Below are 25,200 nucleotides of genomic sequence, written 5' to 3'. Positions count from 1 at the left end.
GCCTCGTGGCCCACGAACACTCTAACGAACGGGCCCCACTTGAGGTGATGTGATGGCTAGTCTGTGAACAGTCGGCCGAGGTTGAGGGGAACCCTGGTGAAGATCCTGCACATCGTCACGCTGCACACTCCGGACCACGCGTTCGGCGGCCCGACCCGGGTCGCGCTCAACCTGTCCAAGGTCCAGCGGGCGGACGGCGACGACGCCCGCATCATGGCGCTGGGCGACGGCTTCGGGGGTGCGCTGCCGGGCGAGGTGGAAGGAGTGCCCGTCCACCTCTTCCAGGCCCGCCACCTGCTCCCGATGTTCGAGGTCAGCGGCATCACCTCCGGCGCCCTGCTGCGCACCGCGCGCCGCATGATGCGCGGCGCCGACGTCGTCCACGTCCACCTCATGCGCGACCTGGTGACCCTGCCCGCCGCGCTGCTCGCGCTCGCCACGCGCACCCCTCTCGTCGTCCAGACGCACGGCATGGTCGACCCGACCGAGAAGCGGGTCGCCCAGCTCACCGACCTGCTGGGCGTCCGCACGGTCCTGCGCCGCGCCGACGCCGTGCTCCACCTCACCGAGGCCGAGCGCCTCGACGTGAACGCGGTCGCCGCGCCGGTCGCCCTCACCAACACCGTCAGGCTCGTCAACGGCGTACGGCCGCAGGAGCGCAAGCCCGCCCGGGACGAGGGCCGGCCGCCGACCGTGCTGTTCCTGGCCCGCGTCCAGGAGCGCAAACGCCCGGAGGACTTCGTCGCCGCCATGCCCGCTGTCCTGGCCCGCTACCCGGACGCCCGTTTCGTCCTCGCGGGACCGGACACCGGCGCGCTCCCCGGTACGCTCGTGCTCGCCCGCAGGCTCGGTGTCATGGATTCGCTGGACCATGTAGGACCCCTCGGCCACGAAGAGGTGCTCGACGCCGGGCGGCGGGCCGATGTGTACGTGCTGCCGTCGATCGAGGAGCCTCTCGGCGTCTCGGTCCTGGAAGCCATGTCCGTCGGCACGCCCGCCGTCATCACCCGGACCTGCGGACTCGGCCCGGACGTGGCGGACGCGGGGGCGGGGCGGGTGATCGACAGCCGGGTCGGTGAGGACGCGGAGAACGCCCGCAAGGTCGCCGACGCGATCCTGGAGCTGCTGGAGCCCGAGGCCAACGACCGTGCGGGGAAGGCCGCATGGAATCTGGTCAACGAGCACTTCACCATCGAGGTCGTCACACGGACCCTCCGGCAGACCTACGAGGACGTCGTCCGCCGGAGGGCGTGATCATTCAACCGCTCTGTCCCTCCCGCGACTTGAGCGCGATCTGCCAGCGGTAGAAGCTCATCGCGAGCGCGAAGTCCAGGCCCGCACGCCCGTCGAGGAAGCCCCTCCGGTAGACGTACATGTAGGCGAAGGACACCAGGGGCTTGAACGGCGCCTTGTGGAAGAGCTGTCCCTGACGGGACTTCACCTTCCGTACCTGCTCCTTGACATCGGGGTTGTGCTCCAGCCACGCCTCCCAGTCCGAGTAGCGGTTGTGCCGCTCGAACCAGGCGGTGACGGGGTCCAGGTCCTGGTGCTCGATGGGGTTGCTCAGCGCTTCGGCCGTCGTCGCCACCGGCTGGTAGTGCCCCTCGACCTCCCCGATGCCGGGCGCAGCGAGGTCGCCGACCTCCGGGTAGTAGCACCGGGTCCGGTCGGTCAGGGACCTCTTGCGGATCGTGTAGCCGTGCCGCAGCCGCTTCCCCGAGAACCAGTAGCCCAGCGGAATGTCGTACGCGGCCGGCTTCGGGCCGTCCGCGTCGGCGAAGATCCTCCGCAGCTCCGCCAGCAGCCCGGGACTGAGCCGCTCGTCGCCGTCGAGCAGCAGGATCCAGTCCAGATCCGTGCGGACGTTCTCCAGGCACCACTGCTTCTTGCGCGGGTGCCCTCCGTCCCAGGTGTACGTGACCACTTCGGCCCCGCACTCCTCCGCGATCTTCGCCGTGTCGTCGGTGCTGTGGGAGTCCACCACGACGACCGCCTCGAAGTGGCCCAGGACCGACTTCACCGCCTCGGCGATGTTCAGTCCCTCGTTCTTCGTGGGGATCGCGACGGCGATGGGCAGCTTGCTCATCCGTTTTCTCCTTGAGGCAGCCAGGCGTAGCAGCCTGTGGAGGTGAAGGTGCGGGCGGATTCCGGGACGGTGATCTCCACCTGCTTCCCGGTGGCCGAGGAGCCGGACTCCAGGTCCTTGCCGGCGGCCCCGGTCAGCTGCCAGCTGCACGCCGTGGTCGGGGAAGCGGCCCTGTACCGTCCCGGCCGGACCTTCGCGCCCTTGTACGTGCCGTCGGCGTAACCGAGTGCCGCCTCGTCGACGAGGTCCTGGTGCCGGGGGCAGAGATGGGCAACGGCCGGCTTCGCGTCCGCGACCTCGCCGGAGACGATCGCGCCGACGGCGATGTCCCGGTCGGCCTTGACCAGGTAGCGGAGCCTGTCACAGGTCTCCTGTCCCGTCTGGAGCACCGCGGCCGGGTCCATCCCCTTGGGCACGCGGTCGGTCAGATACTCCTTCTGCTTCTTCGTGAAGGACCCCGTGGCCGGGGTGATGTCCCCGGGTGGCGCCTTGGGCGTCCCGCCGGACTTCTGGGGTGACGGGGCCGCCGTACCGGCCGCCGGGCCGGCCACGGAGGGCGTGGGCGAGGCCGCCGCGGACGGCTTGCTACCCGCCGCGGCCTCCCTGCCACCGTCGCCGGACCCGCCGGACGAGCCGCAGGCGGCCAGCACCGCCGTCGCGAGCGCGACGGCGGCACCGGCCAGGAACGGATATCTCATTCACCCGTCCTCAGGGCGTAGTGCGCGCTGACCTGGGATGCGCTCAGCGCGATCGGGTACACGGCGGTCTCGTCGATCTGACCGGCGAAGAAGTTGCTGGTCGGGCGGTTCGGCCAGCTGTTCAGATTGTCCCCGCCGACCCGCCAGTAACCGGGGTAGTTCTCGTTGCCCGTGTAGAGGAAGTTGGCCGCGCGGAGCTGTCCGTCCACGTACAACGCCATGCCGCCGGTGCCCTGCGTGGCGACGACGTGGTGCCAGTTGCCGTCGTTGTAGGCCCCCGTCGTGGTGACGGTGCGGTAGCCGCCGCTGTAGACACCGAAGACCAGCCGCCCGTTGTTGGCCATGTAGACCTGCTTGTCGTAACGGGTGCTGTTCTGCATGGTCAGGTTGCCGAACCCGATGACCTTGCCGCCACGGGTGGTGGTGGTCTTGATCCAGGTCTCCACCGAGAAGCGGGTGGGCGACGCGTGCAGCTTGTTGCTGTACGCGTACTCACCGGCGCCGTCGAACCCGATGGCGGTCGAGTCGCCGGCGATCGCGGCCGGGGTCTGCCGGTAGGCGGGCGCGTTGCGCAGGAAGCCGTTGTTCAGCCCGCCGGTGGTGTCCGCCGCGAAGGTGGAGGAGCCCTCGTCGTAGCGCCAGTAGAGCGAGGCGCCGTCGGACAGCACCCGCGCCGGATAGCCCTGCGTCGAGGCGGCCACGGTCGCCGACTGCGCCGGGGACTTGGCACTGGTGTTGGTGCCGTCGCTCGCGGTGATGCGGTACGAGTGCGTCTCGCCCACCGCCACGTCGGTGTCGGTCCACTTCAGCTGAGGACGGTCCCAGGCGAGCGAGTAACCCGTGACGGTGTGGACGGGCGTGCTCGCACCGTCCTTGTAGATCCGGTAGGTCAGCTCACCGTCGTCGGTGTCGAAGCTGGTCTGCCAGTTGACGTCGATCCGCCCCGGGGCGACCGTGGAGAGACTGACGTTGGGCACCCAGGGCGCCCCGGTGTCCGGACCGTCGGCGAACCGCGTCAGCCCCTGCTGGCCGGCACCGTTGACGGTGGTGAACTCCCCGCCGACCCACAGGTAGTGGCGGCCGCCCTTGTCGGTCTGCGCCATCACCCGCGGCCCGACCGGCTCACCGATGCCGTCGTTCGTGTCGGGGAACCAGGGCAGGAGCGTCGGGTCGTCGACGGACTGGGCCAGCAGGTGCTTGCGCGGCTGGTCGGGGAATCCGCCCATGCTGGCGCAGTCATGGGCGTGGCTTCCGCTGTACAGCACGCCCGAGTGGACCAGGACGGCCTGGGTGGCGCCAAGGCAGGTGTCCCGCCAGCGCTGCTGGTAGTCGTCGAGGTCGATGGCGATCCGGCCGTCGAACACCCCGCCGCCGGTGCCCTCGTTGGCGGTGTACAGGCCGGTCGCGTCCGTCGTGAGGTCCTGCACCGTCGACGTGTTGGGGATGAAGCCCGGGTAGCTCGTGGTGAGCGCGCCCGTGGTGGCGTCGACCACGGCCAGGGCGTGCGAGGTGGTGCCGTTCACGGTGAAGAAGTCACCGCCGAGGGCCACGTGCTGCCCGTCGGGGGTCACCTGGACGGCTCGCGCCACCTCGTCGGCGTTCGCCGTCCACGGCAGCAGATCAGCGCCCGTGGTGACCGCGGCGAACTTGTTCCTGGTCTGGCCGCCCACGCTGTTGAAGTCACCGGCCAGGTAGACGGTGTCCGCGGTGACGTCCAGGGCCCGTACCGTCGCCGAGACGGAGATCTTGAAGTCCTGGCGAGGGGTGCAGGTCGCGGTGTCGACGGCCGCGATGTTGCTGACGCCCACCCCGTTCACCGCACCGAACTGACCGCCGGCGTACAGGGTCCCGCCGTCGGGAGAGAGTGCGAGGGCGCGCACGGTCGCCGTCCCGGAGGACAGTGTGAAGGACAGGCTGCATCCCGTCGGCGCGCCCGTCGCCGCGTCGAACGCCGCGAAGTTGACCGCGGGCTCCTCCGATGTGCCCGCCGCCGCGTCCGGCGGCCGGACGGTGGAGAAGGTGCCGCCGGCGTAGACGACCCCGTCCGTCGCGGCCATGGACCAGACGATGCCGTTGGTCTGCCAGGTGGTGAGGTCGTCCGCGGTGATGGACACCGGCGGTGTCAGCGCCGCCGCCGGGGAGGCCCCGGCCGCTGTCGCGGTCAGGGCTCCGGCGAACAGGCAGAGCGCGGCGGACGCGGCCCGCACACGGCCGCTCCCCCCAGATCTCCGCCCCGTGCTTCCGTTCATCATTCAACTCCGAAGGTGAGGACGAGCTGCGGCCGGTAGGCCGCGGTTGCCTCGCTCGACCAGATGCGGAGACTGTCCGTCCCGCTGCTGGTCAGGGCGAGTGAGGTGACGGAGCCCAGGGCCCCGTCCAGTGCGGACGCGTTCAGCTCCGCCGAGTAGCCGGTGGAGACGGAGAGCGCGCCGGTGATGGTCCCCAGCACGGACGTGGAGAGCGCCGGCCGGGTGCTGTAGGTGACCGCCGATTCGGTCCACGCGCCGGTGACCGGCACGATGCTGTGGCTGTCGGCCGACCCCGCCGTCGAATCCGACGAGGTACGGAAGGTGAGCCGTGCGCTCTTGAGCACCTGGCCGGCCGGAGCGGACGGCAGCGTGAACCGCAGATAGCCCAGATAGGCCGTGGTGCCCCGCGAGGCGAGCTGGCTGTCGTTGTAGTTCGTGTTCGCCGCCACGCTGTTGACGTACGCGTCCTCGTCCGGGACGACGGTGACGGTGCTGTCGCCGGGACCGGGCTGGGTGCCGGCCAGCTCGTGGTGCGCGGCGACCTGCGCGGCGGTCAGCGCGGACGGATAGACCGCGGTCTCGTCGACCTGCCCGGCGAAGTAGTCGCTCGCGGGACGGTTCGGCCAGGCGTTGTTCATGGCGTCCCCGCCGACCCGCCAGTACCCGTTGTACGAACGGTTGCCGGTCGCCGTGTTCGTGCCGACCGCCTCCCCGTCGACGTACAGCACCATGCCGGACGGCCCCTGTGTCGCCACCGCGTGGTGCCAGGCACCGTCGTTGTAGGAGCCCGTCGAGGTGATGGTGGGCCGGGTGCTGCCGCTCTGCACGCCGAACGCGAGGCGGCCGTCGTTCGTCAGATAGACCAGCTTGTCGGAGATGCTGCTCGTGTGCCCGCGCTCCGTGCCGATGTTGTTGCCGTAGCCCACGATCCGTCCACCGCTCGTCGACGTGGTGCGGAACCACGTCTCGACCGAGTACGGCGCGGGGGAGGTGTAGTGGTGCAGCCGGTCGCTGTAGACGTACTCGTCGGTGCCGTTGAGGGAGAGTGCGGCGGAACCGGTCACCGCGGACGGTGTGGCGCGGTAGGACGGCGCGTTCATGTACACCCCGCCGTTGTCGCCCGCCGACGCGTCCGCGGCGAAGGCGCCACCGGCCTCGTCGTAGCGCCAGTACAGATCGGCCCCGTCCGCCAGGACCTGCTCCTGGTAGGGGGACGCCGAGGACGCGGCGGTCACCGGGGCGGCGGCGGAGAGCGCGCTGGTGTTCGTGCCGTCGCTCGCCGTGATCCGGTAGCTGTACGTCCGCCCCGCCACCACGTTCCGGTCGGTGAAGGTCAACTGAGGCCTGCTGAAGAACAGCGAGGAACCCGTCGTCGTGTACACCGGCGTCGAGCCGCCGTCGCGGTAGACGCGGTACGTCAGCAGGCTGTCGTCCAGGTCCAGGGTGCTGCGCCAGCTGACCTTGACCTCGCCGGCCCGCGGCGCGGACACGCTCACCGCCGGCGCGGCCGGCGCCCCGGTGTCCGGGGTGTTCGCGAACCGGGTCAGCGCCTGCTGGCCGACCCCGTTGACGGTGGTGAACTCGCCGCCCACCCAGAGGAAGTCCCGGCCGCCGCGTGAGGACACGGTCAGCGCCCGTGGTCCGACCGGCTCACCGATGCCGTCATTGGTGTCCGGGAGCCAGCCCAGCAGATCCGGGTCGTCGACGGACTGGGCGGTCAGATGCTTGCGGACCTGGTTGGGGAAGCCGCCCATGGTCGAGCAGTCGTGCACATGGCTGCCCGCGTACAGCACGCCCTGGTGGACCCGGAGTGCCTGCGTCGCGCCCTGGCAGGTGTCCCGCCAGCGCTGGTCGAAGCCGTCGAGTTCCATGGCGAGCCGGCCGTCGAAGGACGCCCCGCCCGCTCCCTCGCCCGCCGCGTACCAGCCGTCGGACGCCGCGTCCGTGACGATGTCCTTGATGACGGCGGACGACGGGATGAAGGAGGCGCCGTACGCGCGGGTGACGGCGCCCGTGGAAGGATTCGTCACCGCGAGCGCGTGCGAGGCGGTGCCGCCGACGGTGAAGAAGTCACCGCCGATGAGGACGCTGCCCCCGTCCGGGGTCACCCGCAGGGTGCGGCCGGGCTCGTCCGCGTCCGGATTCCATCCGGTCAGCGCCCCGGACGCGGTGACCGCGCCGAAGAAGCGCCGGGCCGTCCCGTTCACGGTCTGGAAGTCGCCGCCCGCGTAGACGGTGCCGTCCGCCGCGACGTCGAGGGCGCGCACCGTCGCCCCGAACTGCGGCGAGAAGCCCGCACGCGGCCGGCAGGTGGCGGTGTCGATCGCGGTCAGCCCGTTGACGGCCGTCCCGTTCACCGCGTTGAAGTAACCGCCCACGTACAGCGTGGACTTGTCGGGCGAGACGGCGAGAGCCCGCACCGTCGCCGTGCCGCTGCTGCGCGTGAAGGAGAGCGAACAGCCGGTGGGCGCGCCGGTCGCCGCGTCGAACGCGGCGAAGTTCACGGCGGGCGTCGTGTTGCTCCCGGCCGGGGAGCCGGCCGGCCGGATACCGGAGAAGGTGCCGCCCGCGTAGACCACCCCGTTCGCCTCGGCCAGCGACCAGACGATGCCGTTGGTCTGGTACGTGGACAGGGCATCGGCGGTGAAGCCGACCGGCGGGGTGAGCGCGGCGGCCGGGGGAGCGGTGACCGATGCGGCGCCGAGCGCGCCGGCGGCGAGGGCGAGGACCGAGGCGAACACCCCGGGCCGGGTGCGTCTGAGACGTCGGGGCCCCCTCACCGGTCCACCCGGACCGCGGACCCCGTGAGCTGGTCGCTGAGCAGCCGGATGTCGGCGTCCACCATTATCTGTGCCAGCTCGCGCGACTTCACCTCCGGTTTCCAGCCCAGCAGTTCCTCCGCCTTGGAGGCGTCACCGATCAGCGCGTCGACCTCGCTGGGGCGCTCGTACTTCGGGTCGTAGCGGACGTGCTCAGCCCAGTCGAGGCCCGCGTGCTCGAAGGCGTACTCGAGGAACTGCCGGACGCTGACCCCCTCGCCGGTGGCCACCACGTAGTCGTCGGGGGTGTCGCACTGGAGCATCCGCCACATCGCCTCGACGTACTCGGGGGCGTACCCCCAGTCGCGTACGGCGTCGAGGTTGCCCAGATGCAGGCGGTCCTGCAGGCCCGCCTTGATCCTGGCCACCCCCCGGGTGATCTTGCGGGTCACGAAGGTCTCGCCGCGGCGCGGGGACTCATGGTTGAACAGGATCCCGTTGGTGGCGAACATGCCGTACGCCTCGCGGTAGTTGACCGTCGCCCAGTACGAGTAGACCTTGGCCACGCTGTACGGGCTGCGCGGGTGGAACGGGGTCTTCTCGTTCTGCGGGGGCGGGCTCGCGCCGAACATCTCGGACGACGACGCCTGGTAGACCCGGGTGTCGATGCCGCTGGCCCGGACCGCCTCCAGCAGGCGTACCGTGCCGAGCCCCGTGACGTCCCCCGTGTACAGCGGCGCGTCGAAGGAGACCCGGACGTGGGACTGGGCGCCGAGGTTGTAGACCTCGTCGGGCTGGATGTCCCGCAGCAGGTTCACCAGCGCGACGCCGTCGGAGAGGTCGGCGTGATGGAGCACGAAGGAACGATTCGCTTCCTCGGGCCCCTGGTAGATGTGGTCGATCCGCTCCGTGTTGAAGCTCGACGAACGGCGTATCAGGCCGTGGACCGTGTATCCCTTCTCGAGCAGCAGCTCCGACAGGTATGAGCCGTCCTGTCCGGTCACGCCGGTGATGAGTGCGGTCTTTGCCATGACTCCCCCCTTCTGTGGTCGCCCTTGGGGCGGTTTGTGTCACCGAAATTTCTGGATCTGAGTGGAATGCGGCAAAGGGTCACCCGGGTGTCGCGCTGCTGGCACAATCCGAGCCATGACGACTGACAACCCCGGCCCGGTCCAGGAATCCGCCCGCCCCCTGCTGCGCCCCGGCGCCCGCATATTCGTCGCGGGCCACCGCGGCCTCGTCGGCTCGGCGCTGGTGCGCCGTCTCACCGCCGACGGCCACGAGGTGATCACCCGCGGCCGGGACGAGCTCGATCTGCGCGAGGCCGCGCCGACCGAGGCGTTCCTGCGTGACGCCCGCCCGGACGCGGTCGTGCTGGCCGCCGCCAAGGTGGGCGGGATCATGGCCAACAGCACGCGTCCGGTGCAGTTCCTGGAGGACAATCTCCGGATCCAGCTCGCCGTGGTCGCGGGCGCCCACGCGGCCGGGATCGAGCGGCTGCTCTTCCTCGGCTCGTCGTGCATCTATCCCAAGCACGCCCCGCAGCCGATCCCCGAGGACGCGCTGCTCACGGGCCCGCTCGAGCCGACCAACGAGGCCTACGCGCTGGCCAAGATCGCCGGAATCGTGCAGGTCCAGTCGTACCGCCGGCAGTACGGCGCTTCGTACATCAGCGCCATGCCCACCAACCTCTACGGGCCCGGGGACAACTTCGACCTGGAGACCTCGCACGTGCTGCCCGCCCTGATCCGCCGCTTCCACGAGGCGAAGCGTGACGGCGCGGCCGAGGTCACCCTGTGGGGTTCCGGCAGCCCCCGGCGTGAATTCCTCCACGTCGACGACCTCGCCGCCGCCTGTGTGCGGCTGCTGGAGGTGTACGACGGCGCCGAGCCGGTCAACGTCGGCTGCGGCGAGGACCTCACCATCCGTGAACTGGCCGAGACGGTACGTGATGTGACGGAATATCAGGGCCGCATCGCCTGGGACACCACGAAGCCCGACGGCACCCCGCGCAAGCTCCTTGATGTGTCCCGGCTCTCCTCCCTCGGTTTCAAGCCGCAGATTCCCCTGCGGGACGGCATCGCCCGCACCTACGCCTGGTGGCTCGGCCGGCACGCCCCGCGGGGCTGACCGTCCGGCCGGACGGCCGCGGTCCGTCCTGATCCCGTGCCCGCGGCCCCCCTCGCGACCCCCCATCACGACTCAGTACGCTCCCCGGCCGTCGGTGACGGCGCGTACCGTCCGGGCGAGGAGTCCCATGTCCGTCGCCACCGACCAGTTGTCGACGTACCAGAGGTCGAGCGAGACCGTCTCCTGCCAGGACAGGTCCGACCGCCCGCTGACCTGCCACAGGCCGGTCAGGCCCGGCCGCACCGCCAGTCGCCTCAGCTCGCGCTCGTCGTAGCGCGACACCTCCTCCGGCAGGGGCGGACGGGGACCTACCAGGGACATGTCACCCCGTAGCACGTTGAGGAGCTGCGGGAGCTCGTCCACCGAGGTCCGGCGCAGGGCGTGGCCGATCCGGGTCACCCGGGGATCGCGGCGCATCTTGAACATCGGACCCTCGCTCTCGTTCGCCGCCGAGAGCTGTTCCCTGCGTGACTCCGCGTCCGCCACCATCGTGCGGAACTTCCACATGGTGAAAGGCCTGTTGTGCCGGCCGTGACGGGTCTGGCGGTGGAACACGGGGCCGGGTGACGAGAGCCGCACCGCGACGGCCACCCCGAAGAGGAGTGGAGCGAGCACCAGCAGCCCGAGCGCGGCACCGGCCCTGTCCACGACGGTCTTGAGCACGGCCTGCGGGCCGCGCCGCAGCGGCGGTGCGACATGCAGGAGTGTCAGCCCGGCGGCGGAGGCCGGCCGCACCCGCGTCGCGGCGACGCCTGACAGGTCCGAGAGCACGCAGAGGGCGAGCCCACCGTCGTGCAGGCCCCACGCCAGCCGGCGCAGCCGGTCGTCGTCGAGCTGCGGCCCGGGCGCGACGAGCACCAGATCCGCGTCATGGGCGAAGGCGCCGCCGAGCACCGTGGACACGTCGTCGTCGGCCGGCTCTGGCGCCAGCCGACCCGGTACCGGTGTCCCGCAGTCCGGCGCCGCCGGACCCACCGGGACCACGGCGACCGCCGTGTACGGGTGATCCTTACGGGAGTTGAGCAGATTCACCGCCCGGTCCAGGCCCGCCGCCTCTCCGACCACCAGGACCCGGCGAGCCCCCCGCCGCCCCTCGGTCCGCCGCAACCGGCCCGCGACCCCGGCGAGGACGGCCAGGACCAGGCCGGGCACCAGCGCGGCGACGGCGGTCGCCGGGTCGAGGCCCCCGCCCGTCACGGCCAGCAGTACGGCCAGCACCCCGATGAGTGCGAGCCAGTCGCCGAAGGCGGCGTACGGCGCCCCGACGGTTTCCCCCGGCAGCCGCCGCGCGTACCGGCCGCGCGCCGCGCGCACCCCGGTCCACACCAGTGCGGCGGACGTCGCGGCGGCCAGCGGCCCCGGCTGGTCGCCGGCCCGCAGCACGAGCCAGGCGGGAACTCCCAGGCCCAGCAGATCGGTCAGGACGAGGAAGGGCACACGCGGATCGGGCGTCTTCTTCGCCCGCGGTCTCTCCACGTGGTCGCGCTCAACGGTCGTCGGGGCTCTCCACAACTGCCCTGGAGCCACCGTGCGATTCCGGGAAGCGGCGGTACGCGGTCGTGGTGCCCCCGCCAGCCCGACAGGCCCGGATATATCCGATTCAGGTATTTCGACATGCCCCATGAACCCCCCAGCCACAGTTGCATCCCCACAAACGGGGCGCATCCGCCGATCCCATGGACTGACGGATGCGCCCTCGCTCGGTGCACGATATCCACACACGTGCCATTTCGCTGGAGTTCTCGTGAAGTTCAGACAGGACGGACGTTGTGATCCGCGTCGCTCCGGCCGGCCGCTCCCTGGGGGCGCTCCTAGACTGGAGGCATGGAACCGCTTTCCCAGGAACAGACCGACCGGCTCGTCGTGATCGTGACTGATCTGGCCCGACAGGGGCGCACGGAGGAACTGCTGGAGTTCTTCGATCACGGACTGCCGGTCGATGTCCAGGACCGGGAGGGCAACACGGCGCTGATGCTCGCCGCGTACCACGGGCGCACGGAGACGGTGCGCGCGCTCGTCGGGCGCGGCGCCGATGTCGATCTGCGCAATGCCCGGGACCAGTCACCCGTCGCTGGGGCCCTGTTCAAGGGCGAGGACGCGATCGTGGAGGCGCTCATCGCCGCGGGTGCCGATCTCGACGCGGGGACGCCCAGTGCGCGGGCCACGGCGGAGATGTTCGGGAAGACGGCTCTGCTCGGATAGCGGCTCTGCTCGGATAGGAGCAGGACGCGCCGCGGGTGTGGTCACTGGGACGCAAGGGGCCCCGGACAACGGTGCGTTGCCCGGGGCCCATGCGTACGGTGGCCGAAAATGCCCTACTTGGCGGCCTGCAGGGCCTCGATGGCCTTGCGGACACCCTCGCCGTAGGCCGGGTCGGCCTGCGTGCAGTGGTGGATGTGACGCTCGATCGTGGCCTGGGAGGCACCGTCGATGGCCCGGGCGGTGTTACCGAACAGGGCGTCCTGCTCGTCCGGGGTCATCGCCCGGAACAGGTTGCCCGGCTGCTCGAAGTAGTTGTCGTCGTCCTCGCGATAGTCGAACCGGTCGGCGGCGGCACCGTCGATCGCCAGGCCGGGCTCGGCGAACTGCGGCTGCTCGGCCCAACGGCCGTAGCTGTTCGGGGTGTAGCCGGGGACCGCGCCCTGGTTGCCGTCCACGCGCAGCTGGCCGTCGCGGTGGTAGGTGTTGACGTTCTTCGCACCGCGGGGCTGGTTCACCGGGATCTGGTGGTGGTTGACTCCGACGCGGTAGCGGGCGGCGTCACCGTACGAGAACAGCCGTCCCTGCAGCATGCGGTCGGGCGAGGCGCCCACGCCGGGCACGAGGTTGGCCGGGGTGAAGGCGGCCTGCTCGACGTCGGCGAAGTAGTTCTCCGGGTTGCGGTTGAGCTCGAACTCGCCGACCTCGATGAGCGGGTAGTCCTTCTTGGACCAGACCTTGGTGAGGTCGAAGGGGTGGTAGCGGTACGTCGCGGCGTCCGCCTCCGGCATGACCTGGATGAAGAAGGTCCACTTCGGGTTGTCGCCGCGCTCGATGGCGTCGAAAAGGTCCGCCTGCGAGGACTCGCGGTCGTCGGCGACGACCGCGGCGGCCTCCGCGTCGGTCAGGTTCTTGATGCCCTGCTGCGTGCGGAAGTGGAACTTCACCCAGAAGCGCTCGTTGCTCTCGTTGATGAACGAGTAGGTGTGCGAGCCGAAGCCGTGCATGTGGCGGTAGCCGTCGGGGATGCCGCGGTCCGACATCACGATGGTGACCTGGTGCAGGGCCTCGGGGAGGTTGGTCCAGAAGTCCCAGTTGTTCTCCGCCGAGCGCAGGTTGGTGCGCGGGTCGCGCTTCACGGCGCGGTTGAGGTCGGGGAAGTGGTGGGGGTCGCGGTGGAAGAAGACCGGCGTGTTGTTGCCGACGACGTCCCAGTTGCCTTCCTCGGTGTAGAACCGGAGGGCGAAACCACGGATGTCGCGCTCCGCGTCGGCTGCGCCGCGCTCACCGGCGACGGTCGAGAAGCGGGCGAAGAGCTCCGTCTGCTTGCCCACCTCGGAGAAGAGCGCGGCCCTGGAGTACCGGGTGATGTCCTGCGTCACCGTGAAGGTGCCGAATGCACCGGACCCCTTGGCGTGCATGCGACGCTCCGGGATGACCTCACGGCTGAAGTGGGCCAGCTTCTCCAGGAACCAGACGTCCTGGAGCAGCATCGGGCCGCGCGGACCGGCGGTGACGGCGTTCTCGTTGTTCGCGACCGGTGCGCCGGCGGCAGTGGTCAACGGCTTCGTGTTGTCAGAAATTTTCCTGCTCCTCAGTGTGAAAACTTCAGTGCACCGACTCCGGATCCCGCTGACCGCGCTCGGTCTGACATCCGGGGCACAGGCCCCAGTACGTCACCTCTACGTGGTCGACGGTGAACCCGTGATCCTGGGGCGCCTCGAGGCGCGGAGAGCCCGGTGGGACATCGACGTCGGCGATCGTGCCGCACGAGCGGCAGACCACGTGCTGATGGTTGTCCCAGGACTGCCCTTCGTACCGTGCCGGAGAATTCGGCAGGTCGATCCGTCGCGCCAGCCCGGCGTCGACGAGCGTCTTGAGCACGTCGTAGACGGCTTGGGTCGAGACCGCGCCGATGTGTGTGCGTACCAGGGTGAGGAGGGTACTGACATCGGAGTGCGGGGCCTCGTGGACCGCCGAGAGCACGGCGACCCTGGGGCGGGTCACCCGCAATGACGCTCCGCGCAGGAGAGTCCTGGCCTCGGTTTCGATCACGTACGCAGTCAACCACTTTTCTGGAATGATTCCAATCAATGGGGCGTGAAGTCTTGTGGTGTCCTCGCGGACCCGAGGCCCCTGGGGCGCGGGGGAGGACGTCGTGTCCGATTCCCGCCAGCACCGGGACGCGCGATGCCGCACCCTTGAGGCATGACCAGTGACGACAGCAGGTACGAGGCGGTGACCAGCCGCGACGCCCGGTTCGACGGCGAGTTCTTCTTCGCCGTGTCCACGACCGGGATCTACTGCCGCCCGAGCTGTCCTGCCACCACTCCCAAGCGGATGAACGTGACGTTCTTCCCCACCGCGGCCGCCGCCCAGGGCGGCGGGTTCCGCGCCTGCCGGCGCTGCCGCCCGGACGCCGTGCCCGGCTCCGCGGACTGGAACGCGCGCGCGGACCTGGTGGGCCGGGCGATGCGGCTGATCGGCGACGGGGTCGTCGACCGCGAAGGCGTGGCCGGGCTGGCCTCGCGCCTCGGCTACAGCGCCCGCCAGGTGCAGCGCCAGCTGAACGCCGAGGTCGGCGCTGGGCCCATCGCACTCGCGCGCGCCCAGCGGGCCCACACCGCGCGGGTCCTGCTGCAGACCACCACCCTGCAGGCCGCCGAGATCGCGTTCGCCTCCGGCTTCGCCAGCGTGCGGCAGTTCAACGACACGGTGCGGGAGGTCTACGCGCTCACCCCCGGCGAGCTGCGCACCGCCCGGCCCGGCCGTTCCTCCCGCTTCGGCTCCGTCGGCACCTCCGACGGGGGCGGGGGAGTGCCGCTGCGGCTCGCGCACCGGGGCCCGTACGCCGCGGCCGAGATCTTCGACCACCTCGCGGTCCGCGCCCTCACCGGCATCGAGGAGATGACAGGTGAGCGGGGCGACCGCACCTACCGGCGCACACTGCGCCTGCCGAACGGTGCCGGCATCGCCGAGGTCCGGGAGAGGACGGGCGACGGATGGCTGGAGTGCCGGCTACACCTGGGCGATCTGCGTGACCTGACGACCGCCACCCAGCGGATGCGCCGGCTCTTCGACCTGGACGCCGACCCCCACGCGGTCGCCGAGCGCCTGGGCGCGGATCCCGCACTGGCCCCGCTCGTCGCGCGTACGCCAGGACTGCGGGCCCCCGGTGCCGCCGACGTCCATGAACTCGCCGTCCGGGCGGTCCTCGGCCAGCAGGTCTCCGTGGCCGCCGGGCGCCGGCTCGGCAGTGCGCTGGTGACGGCCTACGGCGCGCCCCTCCAGGTGCCCAGCGGCGCACTCACCCGTACGTTCCCCGATCCCGGGGACCTGGCCGAAGCCGGCCTGGACGAGCTGGGAATGCCCGGCTCCCGGCGCGCCACCCTGCGGACCGTCGCCGCCGCCCTGGCCGACGGGACGATCGGGCTGGACCCGGGCGCCGACCGGGACCGGGCCGAGAAGGCGCTCCTGGGCCTGCGGGGCGTCGGACCCTGGACCGCCGGCTACATCCGCATGCGGGCTCTGGGAGACCCCGACGTGCTGCTGACCGGCGATGTGGCCGTCCGGGCCGGGATGCGGCAGGCGGGCGCCGAGGCGGTGGACGCCGAGGCCTGGCGCCCCTGGCGCACGTACGCGATGCAGCACTTCTGGAACGCGACTGCGGACCGGCACCGCGTCGCGGCAGCACGACGTCCGAATCCCGCCAGCCGCATGGCCGCGAAACCCGCACAGTTGACGTATACGACGAAGAACACGGAAGGACCGTGACCATGACGCTCTACACCACGATCGACAGCCCGCTCGGCGAGCTGCTGCTGGTGGGCGAGAAGTCGGCCACCGCTCGGGGCGGCACCGCCCTCGCCTCGCTCTCGGTGCCGGGCCAGAAGGGCGGCGCGACGGTCCAGGACGGCTGGACGCGGGACGCGGAGGCCTTCACCACGATCGCCGCCGAACTGCGCGCGTACTTCGCGGGCAGCCGGACCGGCTTCGGCATCGAGCACGCGGCCGGCCGCGGCACCGACTTCCAGCGGCGCGTGTGGAAGGCCCTGGAGGCCATCCCGTACGGCACCACGCTCAGCTACGGCGAGATCGCAGCGCGGATCGGTGCCTCGCGCATGGCCGTGCGCTCGGTCGGCACCGCGATCGGCGCCAATCCGCTGCTGGTCGTACGCCCCTGCCACCGCGTGATCGGCGCGAGCGGCGCCCTGACCGGCTACTCGGGCGGCCTGGAGCGCAAGCGGCTGCTCCTGGACCTGGAGAACCACCACCAGGCGGCCTGACCGCCGGATCCCCCGGCGGACCCGCCCGCACCAGGAGAGCCACCCCATGAACACCTCCACGGACCACGCGTCCCCGCTGATCAGCGCCCACGACCTGGCCGCGTGCGGCGAGCCGCCCGGCCCGACCCCGCACACCGCCAGGGAACTCGCCGCACTGGTAGGCCTGTTGACGGGACACCGCAAGCCCGGGATCGAAACGGTCTCCGTGGGCCACAGCAGGGACGCCGCGTCCCGCGCCGCCGCCGACGCCTTCGCCACCGCGTGGGGCGCACTCGGCGGCACGGTCCTCACCACGGTGGACTGGCCCGAGACGGCCGCCTCCTGGCTGCGGCCGGCGACCCGGCTGACGAGGGGGCTCCCCGACGCCTGGGTGATGGCGGCGGCACTGCCCGGCTTCGCCCAACTGGCCCGTCGGCTGAGCCACTCCACCGACGGGGACCCGGCCCGCACCTATGCCTTCGCCTCCCTCCAGGACTCCCGGCTCCCGGCACTCGCGGGCCCCGGCACCGTGCACGGCCTGCGCGGCGCCACGGCGGACGGCGGCACCTGGGACGTACGTCACCGCTGGGTCACCTCCTACCCGCCGGGGCAGGTGGCGTCATGAGCGCCCTGATCCCGCGCCCCGCCATGGAAGTCGCCCCCGGCGCCTGGCACATACCGGGCTGGCTCACCCTCGCGCAGCAGCGCGAGCTGGTCACGGCGTGCCGCGCATGGGCCACCGGTCCCGTCCCCATCCGTCACACCCGGCTGCCGCGCGGCGGTGTCATGTCCGTTCGGACCGTTTGCGTCGGCTGGCACTGGCAGCCGTACAGGTACACCCGGACGGCGGACGACGTGAACGGCCGGCCGGTTGCCGAGTTCCCGGACTGGATGGTCCGGCTGGGCCGCCGCGCCCACCTGGAGGCGTACGGCGACGAGGCCTCCGCGCAGGGCTACGACCCGGACACCGCGCTGATCAACTTCTACGACGGACAGGCCCGGATGGGCATGCACCAGGACAAGGACGAGCGGTCGTCCGCCCCCGTCGTCTCCCTGTCCATCGGCGACTCCTGTGTCTTCCGCGTCGGCAACACCGAGACCCGCACCAAGCCGTACACCGACATCGAACTCTGCTCGGGCGACCTGTTCGTCCTCGGCGGCCCTTCGCGCTTCGCGTACCACGGGGTGCCCAAGATCCACGAGGGCACCGGTGACCCGGCCACCGGACTGAAATCGGGACGGCTGAACATCACGATGCGGGTCACCGGGCTCGCGTAGCCCGGGTGGTGACGGAGCCTTTGCCGTCTCCCCGGCCGGGGAGACGGCGTTGTCAGTGGGCGCCAGTAGGTTCAGTCGTGTTCCGCTGGTCCGGCGGGGACGACCCCTTAGTTGTGCATTGGAGATGGCGCGTTGTCGGATTGGGAGAGGTCGAGCACGGCACGGGTGATACCGCCCGCGCGACCGCGCAAGCTCGCCAAGGTTCCGTTCGTCGAGCTGGCCGACGGACGCCTGCAGGGTGTGGTGTCCAGCGGCTCGGACATCGGGCGGGTCTACGTGTCGTCCGTCGCCGCGGGGTCCTACGCGTTCGCCTGCAGCACCAACAACAACCGGCCCTGCGGCGGTGCGCGCGGATCGTTCTGCAACCACATCGGCGCCCTGGTCAACGAGGCGGTCCTTCAGTACGGCGCCCAGCGCGTCGTCCGGTATCTGAAGGTCGAGGTGCCGGAGGGGGACGCGGACGGGGCCGTGCTGGCTTCGGCCATGAGGAGCACCCGTCCGGAGATGGACACGACGAAGGCCGCCGCATCCGTCTTCAGCAGGTTCCTGCGCCACCTGGCCTATCTCGAACACGCCCCGGCCACACTGCCGTTGCCCGAGATGCAGTTCTTCCCGCCGACCAGGGCGGTGGCGTGATGCGCGCCGACCTGCTTGCCGAGCCCGTCGACGGACTGGACGAAGCCCTCGCGGCCGTCGACGCCTTCGACCGGGCTCTCGTCGCCGGCCTGCTCCGCCCCCAGCCGGCGGAGGCCGCCGGCCCGACGCGGCTCGCCGACGCCGTCGTGGGGACTCCGCTGGCCGCCCGGGTCGCCGAAGCGGCGGCGAAGGCGGCGGCCGGAGCAGCCGGTGAGGACCACTTCGTGGCCCTGGCCGGGGCGCGGACCGCGTTGCTCGGCTCCGTCCACGACGCGTTGCTGACCCGTGTCGAGGAGGCGGCCGGCCGTTCGCGTGGCATCGAGGCCGCACCCGCGGCCGGTGTGCGGCCGACGGAGAATCTGCTGACCGCAGCCCGTGCCTGGCTCTCCGATCTGGCGCGCTGCGGATGGCAGGGCATCGACCACGAGGTGGTGTCCGGGGCGGCCGAGGTCGTCTCCGCGATGCTTCCCGACCCGTCCCTGCGCCGCCTCGCGACCCTTCTGGACGGCTTCGCCGCCGAACTCGCGGCGTCCTGTCCCGGTGCGTCGATGGAGCGCTTCCCGGTACGCCGCTGGGCCGACCTCTGGTCGCGCGGGATGCTGCTGACGATGCCCGGCGCGGCCGGTGCGCCGGTCAGCGGGACCGCCGACGGGCGCCTGCTGCCCCTCGGCATCGACGTACAGGAGCACGCGACCGCCGCGCAGGCACAGGTGCACGCGGTGTTCGAGCCCGCGGACGGCTCCGCTTCCCGCCTCGTGCGCGCCAGTGTGTCGGTGCCGAAGCCCGACACGGTCGTCGGAGCCGGGATCTGGCAGCTGCTGCGCCCGCACATGTCGCTCCTCGCGGCTGCCGGCGAGGGCCGCTCCATGCACGTCACGGGTATGCCGGTCACCGCCGAGGGCGACCTCCTCTGGAGCGACGAGCACGCCCGCACGGGTGAGCCGGCCGAGGCGTTCGCCACCGCCCGCGTGGCCCTGCCCACCGCGACGGCCCCGGTGACCGCACCCCTGGACCGGCACCCGGCGCGCATCGCCGTCCCCGTCTTCCTCGAGGGCTACACCGCTCGGACGGATGATGACGGCGTACTGACCTTCACGGTCGCCGGGCTCGAACTGGTCGTCGACACCGACCGCATCCCGGCCGCCGGGCCGCTGACACCCGAGGCCGTCGCCAGGTCCGGCGCGTGCATCGCGCTCGTCCGCTGGGATGCCGGGGCGTTCGGCGTACAGCCGCTCGCCGTCGAGACCACGGTGCGCAAGAAGGTGACCTCGGTGCACGCGGGGGCGTGGGCCGGAGGGACGGCGGACAAGGCCGGGGTCAGGGCGGAGAAGGCCGCCACCGATGCCGCGAAGGTGCTGAGCGAGCGCGCGGGAAGGCTGCTGCGGAAATGACCGGACAGCAGAGTTCAGAGACGACCGGAGAGCCCTCGCACGACAACCGCCGCCAGGTCATGTACTGGCGCCTCCTCGCCCGGCTCTTCGACCACGAGGAGCAGGCGGCCCTGGAGTCGGCGAGCCTCGCCGTGGTGGAGGACATCGGGCTGCCTGCCAAGCTGCTGGACCCGCAGGCGTCGGTCGACTCCGTGGTGCAGCGCCATCCCGAGCTGGCCGCCGAGTTCGACGGACTGATGGTGCCGGACGCGGACGGGGAAGCCGCCGCGGAACCGGAGGAAGGGGCGTCGGACGACGACGCCCGCGACCGGGCCGCCGAGGTGCGGCGCGCCGCGCTCGTGTCGAAGGTGCTGCTGAACGTCTTCCACTCCCCGCCCGGCACCGTCACCGCGGGCCAGCTGTCCCGGTGGCAGTCCGACGCGGGCTGGCTGGAGCGCGCGCTCGGCTGCAGGCCCGGGGAACTGCGCGGCGGACGCGCCGGAGGGGCGGGCGTCAGCCCGACCGGTACGGGCGGCGGTGGCAGGACTCCCGATCTGAGCAGGCTCATCCCGGAGATCGGCCCGGAGCTCGGCTCCATCGAGGCCGGGCTCGTCAAGCGGATGCGGCTGCGCGAGGTGCTCGCCGACCCGCAGCTGGCCGGTCAGCTGACGCCGAGCATGTCGCTGATCGAACAGCTGCTGCGCGACAAGGACAACCTGTCCGGGGTGGCCCTGGCCAACGCCAAGGCGCTGATCCGCCGCTTCGTCGACGAGGTCGCGGAGGTACTGCGTACGCAGGTGGAGAAGTCGACCGTCGGCGCCCTGGACCGTTCGGTCCCGCCCAAGCGGGTGTTCCGCAACCTGGACCTCGACCGCACGATCTGGAAGAACCTCACCAACTGGGACCCCGAGGAGGAACGGCTCTACGTCGACCGCCTCTTCTACCGCCACACCACGCGAAAGACGACGCCCCAGCGGCTCATCGTGGTCGTCGACCAGTCGGGCTCGATGGTGGACTCGATGGTCAACTGCACCATCCTGGCCTCGATCTTCGCGGGCCTGCCCAAGGTGGACGTCCACCTCATCGCGTACGACACCCAGGCGCTCGACCTCACCCCATGGGTGCACGACCCGTTCGAGACCCTGCTGCGCACCAACCTCGGGGGCGGCACCGACGGCACGGTCGCCATGGCACTGACCCAGCCGAAGATCGCCGAGCCCCGCAACACGGTCGTGGTGTGGATCTCGGACTTCTACGAATGGCAGACCGAGCCGCTGTTCGAGAGCATGGCCGCCATCCACCGCTCCGGGGCCAAATTCATCCCGGTCGGCTCCGTGACCAGCTCCGGCCGCGCCAGCGTCAACCCGTGGTTCAGGGAGCGCTTCAAGGACCAGGGGACGCCGGTGCTCTCCGGCCACATCCGCAAGCTCGTCCACGAGCTCAAGACCTTCCTCACCTAGGCCGGGACCCCGGGCCGGGACCCCGGGCCGGAAGGCCCCGGAGAGCCCCCGCCCAGGTGCGGCCGAACCCCTAAAACTCAGAAAGGCTTACAGACATGTCCGACCTGTTGCGCGCCCCTGCCGAGATCAAGTACGCCGAGGAGCTCGACTGGCTGGAGTCGGTGGACGACGGCCCCAAGCCGTTCTCCTGGCGCCTGTCGCCGAAGATGGTCCGCCTGTTCATCCTGGGATCCGAGCGCGCCGACGGCCTCGACCGGGAGATCCCCCAGAAGTGGTACGGCGACCGCAGCTTCGTCGAGCGCTCCATCGTCACCCTGGCCTCGGACCGGGGCCTTCTGCTCATCGGCGACCCGGGCACGGGCAAGAGCTGGCTGGCCGAGCTGCTGTCGGCCGCCATCTCCCGTAACTCCACCCTCGTGGTGCAGGGCACGGCCGGCACCACCGAGGACCACATCAAGTACTCCTGGAACGTGTCCATGGTGATCTCCAAGGGCCAGTCGCGGGAGTCGATGATCCCCTCACCGATCATGACCGCGATGGAGACCGGGGCGATCGGCCGCTTCGAGGAGCTCACCCGCTCCACCAGCGACGTCCAGGACGCGCTGATCTCCATCCTGTCGGAGAAGTACATCTCGGTCCCGGAGATGGACAGCGACAACATCGTCTTCGCCAAGCCGGGCTTCTCCGTCATCGCCACGGCCAACAGCCGCGACCGCGGTGTCAACGACCTGTCCTCCGCGCTGAAGCGCCGCTTCAACTTCGTCCGCATCCCCGTGGTGACGAACAAGAAGAGCGAGGCGGAGATCGTCCGCTTCCGCACCGAGGAACTGCTGCGCCGCCATCAGATCGAGCTGGACGTGCCGCCGACCCTCCTCGACGTACTGCTGCAGAGCTTCGCCGACCTGCGGGCATCCGCCGCCGCGGCCGGCAGCGACGACGAGAAGCTGGAGTCCGCGCTGTCGAGCGCCGAGCAGATCGGTGTACTGGAGGACGCCATCCTGCACAGCAACTTCTTCGGCGAACGCGCGCTGACCGCCCGCACCCTCGCCTCCTCGCTCGTCGGATCGCTGGCGCGGCGCGAACCCGAGGACCTGGCCATCCTCAACAAGTACCTGCACGGCGTCGTCGAGCCGCGCAGCAAGGAGGAGGGCGGCAGCTGGCCGGAGTTCCTGGAGGGCGGCCGCGACGCGATCGCCACTCTGTCATGAGTGCCCTGAGCGAGGGGACGCCCTTCGAGGCGCTGCGGGGGCAACTGCAGGATGCCGCGACGGAGTTCGCAGACGGCCCGGACGCCCTCCAGGGCATCCTCCTCGGCATCGTCGACGACGTCGACCGCGCCGTACGCGAGCCTCTGGAGATCTTCCCCGTCTGCCACCACTCGCCCGCGTCGGCGGTCGCGATGGCACGGCGGCTGCGGGAGAAGCAGCCGAAGGTGGTGTATCTGGAGCTGTGCGAGGACATGGCGCCCCTGCTGTCGGAGCTCCGCAACTGCCGGCTGCCCGTGGCCGTCCAGGCGTTCGCGAGCGAGGTCAAGGGCTTCCCCGCGGAATGGGCACCCCTGTCGGTCGTGGCCCCGATCACCGAGGCGTCGGCCGAATACCAGGCCATCGCCTACGCGCTGGACACCCCGGGCGTCGAGCTGGTCCTTGTGGACCGGTCCTCCGACCACGTGTTCCAGTGGCAGGCGGGCGAGAAGGAGCCCGCAGGCCCGGACGACCGGCCGGCGGAGGAGGAGGCGGCGCTGCACGGCGACGCCGTCGGCGTGGAGATCGGCGACCTGCGGCCCCGCTTCGCCGAACTCGAGGAGCACCTGCTGCACCACGGCCGCGTGCGGCACTGGTCGGAGTGGTGGCACCAGTACGTCGAGCTGCCGCTCGGCGACAGCGACCACGACACCTACCGCCAGGTCATGCTCCTCATCGGCAGCCTGTTCCGCCGTCTGGCCCCCGGGGACATGGGCCGGGTCCGGGTGGACGAGGACCGGGAGCGCTACATGTGGACCCGGATGCGTGAGCACCTCGCCGCGACGGGCACCGATCCCGAGGACTGTCTCTATGTCTGCGGCGCGTTCCACGCGTCGAGCCGGGTCGAGGAGTTCGGTGTCGGCGGCAGCGACACCTTCGAGATCACCCCACCGAGCGAGAGCACCTGGCGGCACGGCCTGATCCCGTCCAGCCATGCGGCGATCGAGGCACAGTTCGGCCTGGCCGCCGGTTCCGTGTCGATCGCCGCCACCCAGTGGGCGAAGAACCTCAAGCGCACCCGGGTGCAGCCGTTCCGGCTCGCGGGCCAGGCGGGCGCCAAGAAGACGGCGAAGCCGAGGAAGACCGCCGCACCGGCTGTCCCCGTAGCGCCGGGAGCACCCTCCGACAAGCTCTCAGGCTTCCTGCAGAGCCCGCCCGCCCTCGACCGGCTGGACGAGGCGGAACTCCTCGGCTGGTCCGTGGAGATCGTGCGCTCCGCCCGCCGTAACGGCTACCTCGCCTCCACCGCCGACGCCATCGCCGTGTTCGAGACGTCGATCCTGCTGGCCGGCATGCGGGACCGGGCCAGGCCCACCCCGTACGACTTCCAGGACGCGGCGGTCACCTGCATCGAGAAGGAGACCGTGCCGGGCAGGCGCGACGTCCGCCGCCTCGTGGAGATCCTGATGGGTGGCGACAGGATCGGCCAGGTCGGCTACGACGCGCTGCCACCGCTGGCCCGCGACGTGCACGACCGCCTCGCCCCGCTGGATCTCAAGCTCCAGCAGCGCGGAGTCCAGCGGGCCCTGCTCGACCTGACCTCCCAGCCGGAACTGCGGCAGTGTTCCGACGTGCTGTGGATGCTGCGCCACCTGATGCCGCACGGTGCCGCACGGCCGATCATGGGCGAGCGGGAGCTCGGCAAGCAGTCGGTGCAGGAGTCCTGGGACCTGGCGCTGGGCACACATCAGCGGGCGCTCATCGAGCTCGGTTACGAGGGCGTCAGCATCGAGCAGGTCCTGGAGCAGCGCCTGCGCCGTGCCGCGTACGCCCCGAACGCCACCACGGCTCAGGTCCTCGGGGCCGTCGAGGACGCCGTGCTGTATCTGCGCAGCGGGCGCCTGGCCGACGAGCTGGGCACCCGCGCCCTGGAGGTGCTGGCCACCGAGCGCAGCGTCGACGGGGCGCCGGAGGTCCTGCGCAGGGTGCGCCGGCTCCTGGCGTACTACCGGATCAGCCGGCCGGTGCTGCCGTCGTGGATCGAGTCCTTCGCCAAGACGGGGTACGCGCACTACTGCACGCTCCTGCCGACGGCGTTCACTGACGAGGACGCGACCGTACGTCAGGTCGCCGCGATGCTGGGATTCCTCTTCAGCATGGAGAGCCTGGCCCTGTCGCTCGGCTGCGACCGGACCCAGCTGGATCTGGCCTTCGCCCAGTCGCACCCCCAGGAGCCCTCCAGGGTGGCGCTGCTGTGGGCGGCCCAGGTGCAGCTCGGGCAGCTCTCCCGCGCCGAGCTGAGGGAGCGGTGCGACGGACTGCTGGCCAATCCGCTGGTGGTGCCCGCCTATCCGCGGTACCTCAGCGGATTCCTGCACGCCCTGGAGCCGGTGCCGCAGCTGGCCGACTTCGTCGTGGAAGCGGTCTCGAACGCGTTCGCGCGGTTGCCGGATCCGGTGCTGCTGCCCTGGCTGCCGACACTGATCACCACCCTGCGGTCCGAGGGTGCAGACCTGGCCCCGTTGCTGATCCGTGAGGCCGGACGCGTCTTTCCCGGCCGTCTCGCGGCACTGGATGCCTGGGTCCCGCCGTGGCAGGCCGCCCCGGGCCCGGGAGCGCAGGCCGTGCCGGCGGTGACCGGCGGCGGCAGTGCCCGCCGTGCCGCACTGCTCGGGGCCCACCCGGAGACGTGCGACAGCGTGGCGGAGCTGCTGGGCTGCGAGGGCACATGGGATGCGGAGACACCGGAGCCTTCGGGCGCGGTACTCGTCGGCCGCCACCCGGAGACGGCGGCGGCGGTGGAACTGCTGCTGACGGGAGGCTGACGAGCCGGACCGGGAGACACGGCTCCGTGATCGACCGCTGGCAGGCCCGCACACCGGTGCC

General features: G+C 71.2%; 20 protein-coding genes. 12 read left to right on the top strand and 8 right to left on the bottom strand.

Annotation, left to right across the window (positions count from 1 at the left end; genetic code table 11):
• Positions 1-96: 96 nt before the first annotated feature.
• Positions 97-1,254 carry a glycosyltransferase gene (locus ACFWFI_RS03070; protein WP_387384762.1) on the top strand — a complete coding sequence of 386 codons (1,158 nt, stop codon included), beginning with the start codon at positions 97-99 and terminating at the stop codon, positions 1,252-1,254.
• A 4-nt stretch (positions 1,255-1,258) separates the two neighbouring features.
• Here ACFWFI_RS03070 and ACFWFI_RS03065 read toward each other — a convergent pair whose 3' ends face one another.
• The 5 genes from ACFWFI_RS03065 to gmd are packed head-to-tail and all read right to left on the bottom strand — an operon-like array spanning position 1,259 to position 8,823.
• Positions 1,259-2,086: a glycosyltransferase family 2 protein gene (locus ACFWFI_RS03065; protein WP_387384760.1), complete on the bottom strand. Its 828-nt coding sequence runs from the start codon at positions 2,084-2,086 to the stop codon at positions 1,259-1,261.
• On the bottom strand, positions 2,083-2,784 hold the full coding sequence (locus tag ACFWFI_RS03060; protein WP_387384758.1) for a hypothetical protein: 702 nt from the start codon (positions 2,782-2,784) through the stop codon (positions 2,083-2,085). The genes ACFWFI_RS03065 and ACFWFI_RS03060 overlap by 4 nt, the downstream gene beginning before the upstream one ends.
• Positions 2,781-5,036 carry a LamG-like jellyroll fold domain-containing protein gene (locus ACFWFI_RS03055; RefSeq protein WP_387384756.1) on the bottom strand — a complete coding sequence of 752 codons (2,256 nt, stop codon included), beginning with the start codon at positions 5,034-5,036 and terminating at the stop codon, positions 2,781-2,783. Before ACFWFI_RS03055 ends, ACFWFI_RS03060 begins: the two co-directional genes overlap by 4 nt.
• Positions 5,033-7,774 carry a LamG-like jellyroll fold domain-containing protein gene (locus ACFWFI_RS03050; protein ID WP_387384754.1) on the bottom strand — a complete coding sequence of 914 codons (2,742 nt, stop codon included), beginning with the start codon at positions 7,772-7,774 and terminating at the stop codon, positions 5,033-5,035. The genes ACFWFI_RS03055 and ACFWFI_RS03050 overlap by 4 nt, the downstream gene beginning before the upstream one ends.
• Before the next feature lie 35 nt (positions 7,775-7,809).
• A complete protein-coding gene (gmd, locus tag ACFWFI_RS03045; RefSeq protein ID WP_387384752.1) occupies positions 7,810-8,823 on the bottom strand; it encodes a GDP-mannose 4,6-dehydratase in 1,014 nt (337 codons plus the stop codon).
• A 115-nt stretch (positions 8,824-8,938) separates the two neighbouring features.
• On the opposite strand from gmd, the gene ACFWFI_RS03040 reads away from it, so the two are divergent.
• Complete coding sequence (locus ACFWFI_RS03040) at positions 8,939-9,922, top strand: GDP-L-fucose synthase family protein (protein WP_387384750.1); 984 nt, start codon at positions 8,939-8,941, stop codon at positions 9,920-9,922.
• Positions 9,923-9,994: 72 nt separating this feature from the next.
• On the opposite strand, the gene ACFWFI_RS03035 is transcribed toward ACFWFI_RS03040, so the two are convergent.
• Positions 9,995-11,545: a sugar transferase gene (locus ACFWFI_RS03035; RefSeq protein ID WP_387384748.1), complete on the bottom strand. Its 1,551-nt coding sequence runs from the start codon at positions 11,543-11,545 to the stop codon at positions 9,995-9,997.
• A gap of 201 nt (positions 11,546-11,746) precedes the next feature.
• On the opposite strand from ACFWFI_RS03035, the gene ACFWFI_RS03030 reads away from it, so the two are divergent.
• Positions 11,747-12,124, top strand: a complete 378-nt coding sequence (locus tag ACFWFI_RS03030; RefSeq protein WP_387384746.1) for an ankyrin repeat domain-containing protein — start codon at positions 11,747-11,749, stop codon at positions 12,122-12,124.
• A gap of 113 nt (positions 12,125-12,237) precedes the next feature.
• Here the strand turns inward: ACFWFI_RS03030 and ACFWFI_RS03025 are convergent, their stop codons facing one another.
• Positions 12,238-13,704 (bottom strand): catalase, encoded by a 1,467-nt coding sequence (locus ACFWFI_RS03025; RefSeq protein WP_387384847.1) that lies wholly within the window; start codon positions 13,702-13,704, stop codon positions 12,238-12,240.
• 25 nt (positions 13,705-13,729) lie between these two features.
• Positions 13,730-14,176: a Fur family transcriptional regulator gene (locus tag ACFWFI_RS03020; protein ID WP_387384744.1), complete on the bottom strand. Its 447-nt coding sequence runs from the start codon at positions 14,174-14,176 to the stop codon at positions 13,730-13,732.
• Positions 14,177-14,329: 153 nt separating this feature from the next.
• Here ACFWFI_RS03020 and ACFWFI_RS03015 point away from each other — a divergent pair, with 153 nt between their 5' ends.
• The 9 genes from ACFWFI_RS03015 (at position 14,330) to ACFWFI_RS02975 (ending at position 25,139) form a co-directional block, all read left to right on the top strand.
• Positions 14,330-15,895, top strand: a complete 1,566-nt coding sequence (locus ACFWFI_RS03015; RefSeq protein ID WP_387384742.1) for an AlkA N-terminal domain-containing protein — start codon at positions 14,330-14,332, stop codon at positions 15,893-15,895.
• Positions 15,896-15,897: 2 nt separating this feature from the next.
• Entirely contained in the window at positions 15,898-16,407 is a 510-nt protein-coding gene (locus tag ACFWFI_RS03010; RefSeq protein WP_387384740.1) for a methylated-DNA--[protein]-cysteine S-methyltransferase, read from the top strand.
• A 46-nt stretch (positions 16,408-16,453) separates the two neighbouring features.
• A complete protein-coding gene (locus tag ACFWFI_RS03005; protein WP_387384738.1) occupies positions 16,454-17,011 on the top strand; it encodes a type 1 periplasmic-binding domain-containing protein in 558 nt (185 codons plus the stop codon).
• Positions 17,008-17,664 (top strand): alpha-ketoglutarate-dependent dioxygenase AlkB family protein, encoded by a 657-nt coding sequence (locus tag ACFWFI_RS03000; RefSeq protein WP_387384736.1) that lies wholly within the window; start codon positions 17,008-17,010, stop codon positions 17,662-17,664. Before ACFWFI_RS03005 ends, ACFWFI_RS03000 begins: the two co-directional genes overlap by 4 nt.
• 132 nt (positions 17,665-17,796) lie before the next feature.
• Positions 17,797-18,300 carry a hypothetical protein gene (locus tag ACFWFI_RS02995; RefSeq protein WP_387384734.1) on the top strand — a complete coding sequence of 168 codons (504 nt, stop codon included), beginning with the start codon at positions 17,797-17,799 and terminating at the stop codon, positions 18,298-18,300.
• Positions 18,300-19,691: a hypothetical protein gene (locus ACFWFI_RS02990; RefSeq protein ID WP_387384731.1), complete on the top strand. Its 1,392-nt coding sequence runs from the start codon at positions 18,300-18,302 to the stop codon at positions 19,689-19,691. The genes ACFWFI_RS02995 and ACFWFI_RS02990 overlap by 1 nt, the downstream gene beginning before the upstream one ends.
• The gene (locus ACFWFI_RS02985; RefSeq protein ID WP_387384729.1) at positions 19,688-21,130 is read left to right on the top strand and encodes a vWA domain-containing protein; all 1,443 of its coding nucleotides are present in this window, start codon (positions 19,688-19,690) and stop codon (positions 21,128-21,130) included. Before ACFWFI_RS02990 ends, ACFWFI_RS02985 begins: the two co-directional genes overlap by 4 nt.
• Before the next feature lie 95 nt (positions 21,131-21,225).
• Positions 21,226-22,338 (top strand): ATP-binding protein, encoded by a 1,113-nt coding sequence (locus ACFWFI_RS02980; RefSeq protein ID WP_387384727.1) that lies wholly within the window; start codon positions 21,226-21,228, stop codon positions 22,336-22,338.
• On the top strand, positions 22,335-25,139 hold the full coding sequence (locus tag ACFWFI_RS02975) for a hypothetical protein (protein ID WP_387384725.1): 2,805 nt from the start codon (positions 22,335-22,337) through the stop codon (positions 25,137-25,139). The genes ACFWFI_RS02980 and ACFWFI_RS02975 overlap by 4 nt, the downstream gene beginning before the upstream one ends.
• Positions 25,140-25,200: the final 61 nt, after the last annotated feature.

It is taken from the genome of Streptomyces sp. NPDC060209 (assembly GCF_042728155.1).
Taxonomy (GTDB): Bacteria; Actinomycetota; Actinomycetes; order Streptomycetales; family Streptomycetaceae; genus Streptomyces.
The sequence above is the reverse complement of the archived record's forward strand: the minus strand, read 5'-3'. Positions and strand labels throughout refer to the sequence as shown.